This is a genomic window from Streptomyces sp. NPDC018045, from assembly GCF_044327445.1.
Classification (GTDB): Bacteria; Actinomycetota; Actinomycetes; order Streptomycetales; family Streptomycetaceae; genus Streptomyces.
Genome location: NZ_JBIRFL010000006.1, coordinates 24,923 through 38,890 on the forward strand (window position 1 = coordinate 24,923; position 13,968 = coordinate 38,890).

The following is a 13,968-nucleotide window of genomic DNA, read 5'->3' on the forward strand; positions in this document are numbered from 1 at the left end:
GCCGCGGAGAACTCATGGCGATCTGGACCCCACCACCCGGAAGCACCTGGCCCACGTCCGAGAGGCTGATCCGCGTGTTTGCGGGCTCCTCCTTACGCCAGGGCAGCGGCCGCTGCCCGTACAAGAAGGCCCTCAGGGCACGTACCGGATTCCGGATTCCCCAGGGCCCACTGCCCGCGTACAAACCCGACCGGCGGGAGACGTTCAACCTCGGACCGACGGGGACCGCGCTCGACCTGATCGAGTACGGGGGTGTCCAGCCCGAGGAAGCCCTCCACCAGGCCCTGGCGGCCACACATGAACGGCCGGAGGCCGATCCGGGGCTCGCCTCCTGGACCCGGTTCGCGGTCGATCGCTACTTGGAGGGCAGGCCGCCTGGGCTCCTACCCGTCGACTGCGCCTGGGTTGTCGTCACGTCCCTGGGAAAGGCCGACACCCGCGGCGCCAAGCGCTACGAACAATGTGTCTGGGGTCGCCCATACGTCTCCGCGGACGGGCGCATCCGCGAGTTGTGCGTGCCGGTCGCCCGATACGTGGCCTCAGCCGACCGTGCGAGACATGACGTCGTCGACCCAACGGAACGCGCGGACCTGGCCGCGGCCGCCCATGTCGTCAGCCTCGGCGAGCCGTATCGGCTGCCTGCCCCTCACCGGTGGAGCCAGGGCGCCGAGCCCGCCCACGACGTCGGAGATGCCGCTCGGCGGCGTCCTGTAGAAGTAAGGATCACGGAAGTGAGCTGCCTCGACGGGCAGCGTTTCGAACTGCTCCGCGAAAGCCCCGAGGAAGTCGCGGAGCGCTACACCGCGTACGGCGCTCCAGAGCTGACCAAGGCCGTCACCGGCGGGGGGTTCCTTCCCGGCTTCGACTGCGAGGACTGCAAATACGCTCCCAGCTGCCCCGCGTTGAGCCGAATCGGCGGAACACTCGGCATCGAGGACCGGACGAAACCACGCCGCATTTGGTCGGTCACCAACGGGCGCTCCTACATGGGCCGCCCAGGGCACGACGAAGGCTGCCCGGCCCGCGAGCGCCTACGGCGTCTCCGCCTGCCGGACCCCGAGGGGCGCGCGCTCACCCCCCAAGTCATCCGGGGCCATGCGGTGCACGAGTGGATCCAGCGGCGTCATGAGACCGGTCCCGGGACAGCGTGCCGGCCCGAGAACGCACCCGACGGGCGGACGCCCTGGTCGGCCGGCCGCTGGACGGTACCGGAGGAGCAGGCAGAACTCGGTGCACAGATGATCGCCGCGCATTCCCGCCACTGCCCGTACAAGCTGTCCACGGTCCACGAAGCCATTCACGAGCGGACGCTCGTCCTGCACGACACCTCGGCCGATGTCCTCGTGCTCGCCAAGACGGACATGATCTACAGGGACGGGCCCTCCTGGGTCTACCGGGAGACGAAGACGGACGCACGGCGCAACCCGCCGCCCGAAGATGCCGACATCTTCCGCGCACGGCCCCAACTCGCGCTCGCCGTGCTGCTCAGCACCAGCCCCGTCCTCAACGACGACGCCTCCGCCGCCCGTGTGGAGCTGGAGCTCCTGAGTCCGGCCGGCGCCCGGCTCACGATCATTGACCCGCTCGCCCCGGAGAATCGCGCGGCCGCCCGCCGAGCCATTCACGAGCTGGCCACCGACTGGCACGCCGACGCCGACGCCCCCGCTCGCCCCGGCCGTCACTGTCGAAGCTGCGAAATGGCCGTCTGGTGCCGCCCGGCTCCGCCCGCGGACACCGCAGCCACCCCCACTTCCAGCGCGCCGAAAGGCTGAGATGCATCAGACTCAGGCCGTACGCCCCACACCGTGGGCGGAGTCGGAAGACATCCGCCTGCTTCAGGGCGTCGCCACCGCCATGGTTCGCCTCGCTGAGACCACCGGTACGGAGTCGCTGAGCCGCCCCTATCCCGAGGAGGCACAGCAAGCCCTGAACGACACCGTCCTGGCATGCCTCCTGCTCAAGGCCGATCCGCCCGAGAGCCTTCCCAAGCTGGTCGAGTGGGCGGCCCTCCGTCCCATCGACCGCTGGTCTATCACCCTGCCCGCCGACGCGATCCGACCGGGATCCCTATTGCTCGACAAGGCGACACGCCAGCCGACCCAGCTCTGCTACGAGTGGGCGGTCGACGCGGAGGAATCCACCGCGCTCTCGGAGCGGCCGTTCATGGGCACGGCGGCCACGCGCTGCCGGGAGGAGGAGTACCCCGAGGCATATCAGGCCTTCCGCAGCCTGTTGATCCGACGCCCGGTCCTGACGTACCGCGATCTGGTCACCCTCCCCTCAGCGGACGACGGCCTTCTGGGGCCCCTCGGAGAACTGCTGCACGACATCTACCAGCCGGCTCCGGCGTCCTACCTCGACCGCAAGCGCAGGATCTACACGACGTGCGGCCGCTGCCGCACCCTGCTGCATCCGACGACCACGGGCGGAATGTGGTGTGAACGCCGGACTTGTCAGGACCGGGACTCCGTCCGACCGGGTCGCGAATTCCGGGCCGATGACGACGGAGGCGTCCACCTCCTGATCGGGCCGTTGCGCCAGTGGGTGGCGGCCCCCGGAATCCTGGAGGAACGGCTGGCCCGCAGGCTGGTCAAATGCGGCGCGGACGTCGAGTTGTGGCCCGACTACGGCGCATACGGCATGCGCGTACGGCTGCCCGACGGGACCACGCTGGCGGTCGAGCACAAGGACTGGGCGAGCCCGGCCCTGCTGGGCCGCCGGGCCGCTCCACCGCTGTCCGGCCCTCCGTACGACCGGTGCGTCTGGGTGGTCCCGTCCGCCCGGCTGCACGAACAGCCGACCTACCGCATGGTCTTCGAGCGCTACCGGCCGAGCCCGTCACCGGAACTCATCAGTGACAGAGAACTCGTCGACACCGTGCGCAAGGCTGCCGGGCCCAGGCTGTCCGGCGTCGACACCACAAGCGACGAACCGGCCGAGGGACTGTTCTGATGCGCGACCGCACATTCTGGGGCACTCCACACGCCGACCGGGTCCGTTCCGCCTGGCCGGTGGACACGGGCCCGGCCCGTGCCCCTCGCCTCCTCCGCGTCGAACTCGGCCTCTACCTGCTGGAAAGGCTGTGCCCCGGCGAGCCGGCTATCGCGGCGTGGACCCTCCTGGGCGGCTACCCGTTCGCCCTCGCACAGGACAAAACCACGGAGCGCGAGCGGATGCTCAGGGTGGCCAGACACCTGCTGTGGCCGCTACGGCGCCCCCGCACCTGGGAACGCGCTCTACAGCAGTACGCCGCCTTCCCCGCCGAGGTGCGCGGCTACCGGATCGTCGACATGCACGCGGCCGCCGTCCGGGAAGAGGTTTCGGTCCTGGCCGAACGCTGGCAATTGTACGAGCGGGCCCTCACCACTGCCCCTCGCTTCTACTCCCGGCCACGGCTGGCGATCGCCCGAACCGGGAAGTCGTACCGCTTTCCGCAGGGCAAGCTCATCACGTCCGTGCGCCTTCCCCGGCATCTGCCAGTAGCCACCGTTCGCCCCCAAGTCCTCGTTCCTCCCCCCAACGCGGGCAAGCCGATCGAGACGACCCTGGCCCGGCTGAAGGAGACCGCCGAGTGGATGGACCGGAAGCTGCGCGTCACGGACCCCCGCGCGTCCTGGGTCCGGCGCGTACGACGTATCGAGCTGGACGTGCTCGACTCCACACGATCTGCCTTCGGCTCGCTCGGTGAGAAGGACACGCTGTCCGTATCGGGCCTTTTCCATCTCGTGGGCATGGTCGGCGCCGGCAAGAGCACGCTGCGCGATGTACTCACCGTGGAGACCGTCCGGCAGCGGCGAAGGGTTACTGTCGTCGTGGGCGACGTCGCCGAACAACTGAGGTTGGTGGAGCTGTTCCGCCTCCTGGAACTGAAGGTCGCTCCGGTACTGGGCGCGTCCACCCGGATTCGGAACGTTCAGCGCATGCACCGCAGGCTCACCGGCGCGGGCGCGGGTTCCCTGCTCAGCCACGAGGCCGAGCACTTCACCTATCTGAGCACCGCCTGCCCCCTCGACGCCCTGCGCGGCAGGGAAGCGTTGCAGCCACTCGAATTCGCCGACTCGCCCTGCACCCGCCTCTATCCCGCGACCCCCCGCAGGGAGGGGCGGGCGCAGGACGACATACCACAGGACACCACCGAACACACCGCCTCGGAGCCGCCCGCCGCCGCTCCCCACCTCGATCCCGACGACGCGGACAGTGGCCGGATGGGCACTGCGGAAGGCTGCCCGTTGTGGGGCGCCTGTCCTCGTCATCGTGGCGCCCACGCCCTGGTCGACGCCGACATCTGGGTGGCCAACCCCGCCAGTCTCGTCTACGGGCTGACGCCCCGACACCAGAACCGGGAGCGAGCCCGGTTCCTGGAGGTCGCCTGCGTCCGCAGCGATCTGATCATCGTGGACGAGGCCGACCGCGTACAGATGCAGCTGGACACGATGTTCGTCCCCTCGGCGACCCTGGTCGGACGCTCCCCGGATTCATGGCTGGACGAACTCCAGACCCACACCACCGATGAGTTCGCGCGGTACGGACGCCTTCAGCTGTCCGACGCGGACGTGGACCGCTGGTCCTCCTCCCTGACCGCCTCGATCGCCGCCACCAACAGGCTGTACTCGATGCTGATGCGTCACCCCAGCCTCCAACGATGGATCAGGGACGACTACTTCAGCTCATGGACACTGCAGCAGAAACTGCTCGACGAATGGTTCCGAAAGCCGTCCTCCCTCGACGCGCCGGACCAGGACGACGAGCCCGACATCGACTTCGAGGAGGAGGCCCCTGACGAGACCGACCTCGACGAGGACCTGGACGACGATTCCCGTGCGGAATCCGAGGCCGTTGGGGAGCTTGAGGACCCGCTCGACGCCAGACGCGCCGTCGTCACGGAGGTGCTGGACGCCTTCCGCGACGACCCACTCGGCGGAGAGCGGACGGACGACCCCGAACTCACAGACCTGATCGCCCTCGCCCGCGCGCTCCTCCACACCCTGGACGAGGAAACCACCCGTCTCCAGGCCGGCGCCACGCTCAGCCGACTGTCAGGGCTCGCTCCCGGATCCGACGCGGACATGCGCCGCAGGACCCTGCGTTTCGAATTCACCCTGTTGGTCTGCGTCCTGCAGCAGCGCCTTGATGTCCTCACGGAGCTGTGGCCGACAGTGGAGGCCGCGCTCAACCTGGAATCGACCGACAACCAGCTCGCCCGTCGGCCGCCGCTCGACTATGGCCCGCTCCTGCCCGAGTCCCCCATGGGCAACATCCTGGGATTCCAGCTTCTCACCGAGAACCTGGAGGCCACGAGAGACCCCGCCGGAGCCGAACTCCGGTTCTTTCGCTGCACCGGGGTGGGTCGCGCCCTGCTCACCGGGCTGCACCGGGTCACCGCGCTCGACGACCGCCCGACCGCTCACGTACTTCTCATGTCCGGGACCAGTTGGGCCGGTACGGCGGCGGGCGCGCATGTGCTGGCGCCAGTCAGGGCCATTCTCAAGATCTCGCCCAAAGAGCAGGCCGCGCTGCTCCGGACCACTTTCCGCAAGGTCTTCGTCCCCGGACCGGACGGGAGACCCCTCCACCTCTCCGGCACCCGCCCCGACCTGCGCCCCAAGGTCCTGGAGCTGATTCTCGAGGGACTCGCCCGACCTCGCGAAGGTCAGTTCGAGAGCACACTTGAGGAAGAACTGAGACTGATCACGAGCGCTCGTCGGAAGCGTTTGCTTCTTCTCGTGGGCTCCTACGACGAGGCGCGCCGGGCCTTCGAGGTCCTCGACGCCATCCCCCGCTGGAAGGGCAGGGTGTGCAGACTCGTCCCGGACGAAGCCGAGTTGGAGGTGTCCTTCGGCGGCGCCGACCCGGGTGAGCGCCTCGCAGCCACCCAGTCCAGGACGCTGCGTCGTGGCGATGTCTCCGCCTTCGGAACCATGGACGCCCAGATCCTCATCGCACCACTCATGTCCGTGGAACGGGGCCACAACATTCTGAACGACGCCGGCCAGGCGGCCATCGGCTCGGTGTTCTTCCTCGCCCGCCCCCATCCCCGCCCGTACGACATCGGTATCGCGGTCCAGGGCATCAACAGCTGGGCGACTCGTCTGGTGGCCGACGGCGGCTTCGACGAGCTGGTGGCCTCTGCTCCCGATCTCGACGCCGCGGGGCGTTCGTTCCGCCGCGAGGCACGGATCCGATGGAAGCACCTGCTGACCCGGAGGATGGCCTGGCGAGAGCTGAACGACGAGGACAAGGTCGCCTTCACCTGGGATCGGCTCGTGGTGATGTGGCAGGTCATCGGACGTCTGGTACGTGGCGGGGTCCCGGCCCGCGTGGTCTTCGTGGACTCCCGGTTCGCCGAGCGGGAGGCCGCCGGTCGAGGACCCGACGACTTCCGCACCGGTCTGCTCGCCAGCCTGCTCCACGTCCTCGCCCCGTACTTCGACAAGGACGGTCCGCACCCGTCGGCCGACCGGCATCTGGTGAAGATGCTCTACGAGCCCCTCTACCAGGCACTGGAGAACATCCCTCCGTACCGGCCGGACGCTCCGCGCCGCACCACTCGAGGAGCCGCATGACCCGCTACGACGCCATCCGCCTCGCCCGCTTCGCCCCCGCCCCAGGGGCCGCATGGACCGTCGCCTATCACACGTTGTCCCTTCCGGAATTCCATCGCAAGCGTCTCCTCGATCTGTACAGGCTGGGACTCCGGAAACCGGACACTTGTCACGGCGTGCCGGTCGGACGCCTGAACGCACTCCTTCAGGCCCTGACCCCCGAAGTGGTATCGGTGGCGAAGTGGATCGACGTGTCCCGGGACGAGCCCTGGCTCTACGCCCGCACACCGGTTCCCGGTGACGTCCTCTCCGCGTTGCTCACCACCTGGGTACAGGATCTGCGGCCAGAGCCCGAGCATCGCCTTGAGGTACGAAAGGCGCTGCGCGAGCTGCGCTTCGGCGAACTGCGGTGGGAAAAGCAGGACGTTTCCCTGTTGTCCAGGGCCACGACGCCGAGCGGCACCGCCGCTCCAGAGGACCGGCTCTACCAACTGCTGCCCGACGCGATCGCCGATCTGGTGCTGGGATGCCCGGACCCGTTCACCTACCCAGGCGGCTCTCTCGCTTTCCGAGGGGTGGCCCGACGACCCTCCGACCGGGGCGCCGAACTGCTCTCCTGGCCTCCCGATCGTTACGACGACCAAGACGGACGGAGCTGGTGGTTCTCGGCGCTTCTGACCGTGACGCTGCAGACCGTACCCTTCTCTCCGGACCTCCAGATCCACGTACGCTCCGGGGTCCGACGATGGGCGACCCGTACCGGACGGAACGGCCTGTACCTCCCGCCTCGCCGAGCAGCGTCCGTTTACCTGCTCGCGGACGCCCCGTGGATCGGCGACGGCCACCGGTCCTCCGCCCGCTTCTCCGTGGGGCGCCTCGCCTATGACCGCGAGCTCGGTGCCCGTGCCTGGGAGGCCGGTGGCCCGAGCGGCATGCTCACCCGGCTGCGGCTCCGCCGGCCGCTCCCGGAACCGGGCGAGCTCCTGCGTAGCCCGGAGGACTGGCTCGACCGGACGGGCCAGGTCGCCGCCGCTGTGGTGCACAGCACGGCGATGGGCTCCCACGGTGTGAAACCCGGGCTCATGCCAGGCGATCGTGTACCACTCATGGAGTGGTTCGAGCAGGCTCTGCCCGAAGGGCTGGTCCGGGCGCCCGACCAGGTGCGGGCGGACCGGTACCTGCGCTCGCGACGGGGCGCCCGGAAGAGTCAGGAGGAGCCTGAGGCCCGGGATGCGGATGAGACCGCGGCGCTGCGCCGAGAAGTGGCCAGTCCTCTCGAAGGCGAGCCACTGCGGCTGGAGTTCCTCTGGCTCACCCGACCCAACCGGGACGCCGGCGTGCGAGCCCTTCGCACCGTGCTCGGACTCCCGGAAGAGGTGGATCCCGCACGGCAGGACCAGGCAGGGGACCGAACGGAGGAGACCCTCTCCTGGCGAACTCCGGAGCTGACGGTGGAGCTGCGCCTTACCTCCGTCGGTGAGCTCGCCGACGGCCTGTCCTTCCCCGCCGACGGACACGTACGGACCGAGGTGCTGCGCACCGCTCTCGCGGCTCGTCGTGACCAGGTTGTGCGACGGCTGCCCGAGGCGCCGGCCAAGGGCCGAGTAACCCTGGCCCTCGTCGAGATCCACCACAAGGACGCGTACTCACCTCGCTCCGCCGACCCCAAGTTCGCCCTGCGCCTGGGGTTCAGGGACGCGGGACGGGTGACGCAGTTCGTGGTGAATCCCCGGCGGGCAAACTCCAGGTTCTCCGACGCCGACACGGCCCGGGCGAAGAAGTTCGAGGCCTGCTGGACGGACGGCCTGCGCCAACTGGGCCATCGCGCCGTGCCCGATCATCGTCTCGGTCCGGTCGTCCCGGACGACATGCAGTACGCGGCCCTGTGGCTGGTGAGACGGCGGCGCGACGGACCCACGCGGCAGGCGGACCTCGTGCCGATCGCCGTACGCATCCGTCCCACCGCGCCCGCCGCCGAACGGATCACCGGCTGGGACCACCGGTCCGGCACCTGGGTTTCCTACCCCGAGCTTCTGATTCGTCTGGCGGAATCAGCAGAATCGCCCACAGCGGAGGACGACGTGGAGCCTTCCGAGTGGGACGCGGACGCGCCGTCCGAGCCGGACGGCGCGGAGGACAATGACGGCTTCGATCCGGATACCGAACCGGGCAGTGGTATCGAACAGCGCCGGACCGCTTTGGCATCCACGGTCCAGGAGATCCTCTTCGGTCTGCGCGATCGCCCCACGCTTCTACTCCTCCACGCGCAGAACACCCGGCAGCTGTGGCCTTGGCTGCAGAACGGCCACATCCAGCCGGACATGATCCAACTCCACGGTCAGCAGGCGCAACGGATCGCGCTTCAAGGCCCCGATCTCCGTGTGGTCCGCGTGCGGGACCACACCGGCACCGAAACACCCCAGTGGTGGGGGCACAGAGAGCATGCCCAGGGCGACACCGATGGGGAGGACAAGACTTTCGGCATCCCGACCGGCCTCTGGAAGCCGCCGGGCTGTGATGAGCGGCATCGGGTGTTCGGCAGCACGAGCGAGAAGGCGGGCCCCGGCACACAGGTGTCGGTCATGGCATCGCGCTGGGCCCTGCGCCCCTACACCCGAGGCGACAAGAGCGGCATCACGATCGACACAGGCAGGCTTGCCTGGAACCCCGCCCTTCTGGAGATCACCGTTGCCGCATGCCGTCCCGACGACGACCCCGAACTGTGGGCGGCGCTCGCCCATCGGCTGCGTCAGTCCCCCGGACGCGATCCTCTGTTGGCTCTGCCCCTCCCCCTCCAATTGGCCCGCAAGGCCTCCGAGTACGTCCTCCCCACCACCCAGGAACAGCCCTCGGAGCCCGACGAGGACGACGGAGCCGTGCAACTCTCCTTCGACCTCGGAGCGATCACCCCATGAACGCCCTGGATACGCAGAACACGCCCGACCTCCACGCCATGTGGGCCGATGCCCACGTCTCCTACTCCTCCCCGACGGGCCTGGGCTCGGCCTGCCCCAGCGATCCGCTGGCCGAACAGACATCTGCCTGGCACGCACGGCTGACGGAGACCGCGCCGAACGGCGCCCTGCTGGTCCAGAACAGCATGTTCGACGCGCTGCGGAACGCCGACACCCTGCACCTGCTCCACGTCACCTGGTCCGTGGAACAGCTCGTGCGCCACGGCACACTCCGACCGTCCGGCGGCTGCCTGGTGGGAAGCGTCTATTGCGCTCCGCTGACGCCCACGGCGAAGGGCCTGCGCATGCACAACCTCTCCGACTACATCCTCACCAAGGAGGCCCCGGCCGCCGTCGCTCGTTCCCCGCTCGTCGGCCGGACCGCGATTCCGCTGGTACTGGAGATCACGCTGCCTCGTCACACCTACCGCGGCCTCACCGGCATCGATTACCTTCGGCTGGGGCCGATCCGCCTCCGCAATCACCTGGATCGCGTGTTTCTCCTGGGCAGGGAGGAGCGAAATCGCCTGCGCGAAGCCGTGGTGTGTCGTGTGAAGAACTCGGCGGACTTCCTGGCCCTGGCGGCAGCCATCGCCTTCACACCGGAACCGACGGAGCACAAGGCCTTCCCCCGCCTCTTCTCCGAGACCACTTCCAGGCTGCCCATTCTGGGCTACATCTACTTCGAAGCCCTTTCGGAGTACCTCATGCTGCACTCCCGCTCGGCCCAGACCCGACGGCTCGCGGAACGCGGGGAGTTCAACAACCGGCTCTCCAAGCAACTCTTGTTCAAGGGATTCCCCGGCACGACGGGACACTTCGATCTGGCCCGCTTCCGTCCCGCCTTCAGCCGTCTCGAAGAGCTCCTCGCACGGATCGATCCGACGATCGAGGCATCCCACGCCCGCGCGTACCTCACGGCCCGCATCAGCTATCTCACGGCGGCGCGCCTTCTGGGGCCGGAAGCGATGGCCGCCGAACAGTGGCATCGCATCCGTTGGAACTTCGACTACGCGGCCGAGTTCTTCGGCCCGTTGTTGGGCCACCTCATCCATCGAGAGCTACGCCGCTTCCAGAGGTATCCGGACTTCTACCGCTTCTACGATCAGGAGAAGGCATTCCAGGCCTGGAACTACTGGAATCAGATGGACATGGCACTGCCCTTCAACGGGACGTTTCCCAAGGGCGAGATCGGGGTCAATCCCGCCTGCCCGGACCTTCGTTATCGCGTGTGGAAGGCCGAACTCGGGGACGACCGTCTCCTTCATACCATCGAGGAGCTCCCCCTGCGGCTCACTCCCCGGCTCGTCGGCACCCAGCACACCCTCATGCGTGACAGACGTACGAGGAAGCCCTCGCAGAGCCGCGGGCCCACGATGGGCGCTCTGCACCGCTTGAGCGACACTGACGGCACCGGCACCGGCACCGGCACCGGCACGCAGGAGCGCACGAGTGACGTCCGGCGCCGACCGGTCGCGGGCCGTTGTCTTCGGTGTCCACGATTTCCGTGAAAAAAATCGGTCCTCGTCCTCACCAGGCAAGGCAGCGGACAGGGTGATCCGCCTCCTGGGGACAGGGGCCGGCCAAGCTGGATCCTGCGACCGGGCTTCCCAGAAGCCGAACCTCCTCGACGTCGCGATCACCCGCGCACGCCGTCGGCTCATCGCCATCGGTGACCACGAAGCCTGGTCGCGGCACCGCTACTTCTCCGACCTGGCTCATCACAACCTCATCCACCGATGGCCACACGCTTCTGTGAGCCGGTGATCACGTCTCGGGTCCGGAGTCAGCCGTGCTGCTGCTCGGCGTCGACGAGGGGAAGCACATACTGTCCGGCCAGGTATGCGAGGTGCAGTGGGAGCGGGCGGGCCAGCGGTGGATAGTCATCGTGGTAGCGGAGTTGGTGCACCAGCGTGGCCCATTCGGCGGGGCGGTCGGGGATGACGTGCTCGCGCCCCGAGTCCGCGAGGGCCTTCTCCGACAGACAGCCGAGCACCGTCACCTCCAGCTGCGCGGGGTTCCAGGCAGTCTTCCCAGGTGCTGTGGGGCACTCCTTTGTCGGCACCAGTTTCCTCAGCCCCTTCGGTAGTTTCGCCACCGTATGCGGGGTCCCGGCCGTACTGGCGAAGACGCGGTTCTCCGGCTCGGCCGACGCCCAGACTCCCTCGGAGAAGCCGATCTTCTCCATACCGTCGTGGGCATACCACTCGGCCACTTCATACCGGCCGTTCGCGTCTCGAACGAGCACCGCACGGAGGTCCTCCCCATAGACCCGAAGAGGCTGGTCGGGTTCGGCCCCGAATCCCAGCATGTCGCGTGCCAGGGCGCCGTTGCGCAACCGAGGCCAGCACTGGCGCAGGTTTCCGGCGCCGACCAGCAACAGCGTCGGTCGGCCTCGGAGCTGGAAGAGGAGCGCCCGGATCTGCCGCTCGGTCTCCTGCTGCCACTGGTGTTCTGCCCCCTCGTCCTGGTGCTCTTCCTGTGCCAGCGACAGCAACAACTGCGGATAGGGCACCCACTCGGCTCGCTCGGCCTTCCAGCCCTCGATGGTGCCGGGGCCGTTGTCCGGGCGTACGCGCACCGCGACAAGCCGACGTGCGGGACATCGTGTGGGCCCCTTCTTGGTGTACCGCACCAGCCAGAGTGCGGCGTACTGGAGATCACCGGGGATGCCGGCTCCCACTCTATGGGCAGGCGGGCTGATCGCTCCGAGCTGTCGGAAGGCGTCCAACCATGTCCAACGGGCACGATGCTCCGAGGTGTTCGCGGCGTGGTCGTCGGCCGGATTGACGAACTGACTGAGCCGCCCCTGCCGAGCCCACGCGATACGCAGCGCGTGCTTGGGGTCGGAGTCCGGGGCGGTGGCGAAGGCGCCTTTACCAGGGATCTCGGCGATGACGAGGCTGACCTCGCTTCGCGGCGGATCCATCCGCTCCGCCACGAACGCACAGCGGTCAGTGATGGCCTCGGCAAGTCGAACAGCCCTGCGGCGCCTGCGGTCGCCCGAGATACGCAGGGCGTCGACAAGGGCACCGGCGGGCCGGGTCCGTACATTGATCTCGATGCCCTCGGACCGCCACTGCCAAGTGTTCTCCGCCTGAGCAACCCCGCTTCCCGGGGCAAGCCCGATGAGATTCGGCAGCTCTGTGAGCAACGCCGCCCTCGTCTCCGGTGCCTGCCACACGATATCGACGTCCAGAGACCGACCGTCCAGAGCACGGGCCAGAGCCGCCCGACGCAGGAGAGCCTTCCGCACCTCCCTGGTGTCCGGTCCGGATTTCTCGGCCGAACGCGGCAGCAGGGAAGGGGTGTTGCTCCGGGTGACCCGCGTGAGATCGCCGGCCCGGCGCAGAACGGGCCGTAGCCCCTCCTCCACCCAGGCGTCCAACTCCGATCGCTCCCGCGGCATCAGTCCGGACCCGACCTCGTGCGTGCCGAACGTGGTGTGGTGGACGATGCCGGCGGCGACATCCCGCTGTCCGTTGATCCATTTCTCCGCGGAGGCGAGGAGTTCAGTGGGTTCCGGGTAGTGGCGCACGATGTCCAGCTCCGGCAGCGCCAACACGGGACTGTGGCGACGCCAGGTGATCTCCTTCCGCCGCCGGTCGTATACGAGGGTGTTGGCCGTCAGTCGGTAGCCCTGGTGCGGGCCCTCCGGCCACGGAAGCGGGGCATCCAACAACACGGTCGCCCCGCTCAGCTCCCTGGCCCGCACGTCCGGTCGGGTCACCCACCGGCGCACCCCTGTGGACACATGAACGCGAAAACTGGCAGCGAACGGCACCGTGTGGACGGTGATGTTCACGCGGGCCGAGTAGTACCAGGTCTGTTTCCGGTGTTCGTACCGCAGCGGCGGCCAGGAGACCAGTTCGGCCCCGTTCCCCGAGCTGACAACCCGGAAGTGGAGTGCGGCGCCACGGGCCCGGTAGGGACGGGCGGCAAGGCGGAAGGCGATCGCCTCCGGCAACAGGCTGTACAGCCGCTGGGTGGGTTCGGCCGTCCCGCCCGGGGACATCACGGTCTCCGTGAGATCAACCTTCTCCGTCTCCCACGTCGGGAGTCGCACCTCCGTGGCCGCGTTGTCGGCCAGCAGGACCTCCTCCAGGTCGCAGCCATCGATCTCGTCCTCGTCTTCCCTGTCGGACAGGCTGGTCGCCCATGTGCCGAGAACTGTCGCGAGGACCCTCCGTGGTACGGCCTCACGCGCGTACAACCAGGGCAGACGGCCGTCGGTCCCGGCGTTGCGGCCGGTCGCGAGGACGCCGGGCGCCATGGCCCGCAGCAGCGAGTTGAGTCGGTTGACGGGGAGCCGGAGAGACCAATCGGCATGTCCGTCGGCGAACCCGTAGCGTCGGACGAGCGCCGCCCGCAGGTCCTCGCCGAGCCGTAGGACATGCAGTTGCTCCTGCCAGGGTCCGTGTGCGGGGTCCGGCTCGTACGCCACCGGGCGGATGGTCTGGTACATGAGGTGC

General features: G+C 68.6%; 6 protein-coding genes. 5 read left to right on the plus strand and 1 reads right to left on the minus strand.

Features of this window, described 5'->3' with window-relative positions:
- Window positions 1-14 precede the first annotated feature (14 nt).
- The 5 genes from ACH4EB_RS16380 to ACH4EB_RS16400 are packed head-to-tail and all read left to right on the plus strand — an operon-like array spanning window position 15 to window position 11,007.
- Entirely contained in the window at window positions 15-1,772 is a 1,758-nt protein-coding gene (locus tag ACH4EB_RS16380; RefSeq protein ID WP_398348165.1) for a PD-(D/E)XK nuclease family protein, read from the plus strand.
- Window position 1,773: 1 nt separating this feature from the next.
- Entirely contained in the window at window positions 1,774-2,952 is a 1,179-nt protein-coding gene (locus ACH4EB_RS16385) for a hypothetical protein (RefSeq protein WP_398348166.1), read from the plus strand.
- Window positions 2,952-6,563 (plus strand): signal recognition particle, encoded by a 3,612-nt coding sequence (locus ACH4EB_RS16390; protein ID WP_398348167.1) that lies wholly within the window; start codon window positions 2,952-2,954, stop codon window positions 6,561-6,563. Before ACH4EB_RS16385 ends, ACH4EB_RS16390 begins: the two co-directional genes overlap by 1 nt.
- A complete protein-coding gene (locus tag ACH4EB_RS16395; RefSeq protein WP_398348168.1) occupies window positions 6,560-9,457 on the plus strand; it encodes a pPIWI_RE module domain-containing protein in 2,898 nt (965 codons plus the stop codon). Before ACH4EB_RS16390 ends, ACH4EB_RS16395 begins: the two co-directional genes overlap by 4 nt.
- A complete protein-coding gene (locus tag ACH4EB_RS16400; protein ID WP_398348169.1) occupies window positions 9,454-11,007 on the plus strand; it encodes a hypothetical protein in 1,554 nt (517 codons plus the stop codon). Before ACH4EB_RS16395 ends, ACH4EB_RS16400 begins: the two co-directional genes overlap by 4 nt.
- 275 nt (window positions 11,008-11,282) lie before the next feature.
- Here ACH4EB_RS16400 and ACH4EB_RS16405 read toward each other — a convergent pair whose 3' ends face one another.
- Window positions 11,283-13,961: a pPIWI_RE module domain-containing protein gene (locus ACH4EB_RS16405; RefSeq protein WP_398348170.1), complete on the minus strand. Its 2,679-nt coding sequence runs from the start codon at window positions 13,959-13,961 to the stop codon at window positions 11,283-11,285.
- Window positions 13,962-13,968 lie beyond the last annotated feature (7 nt).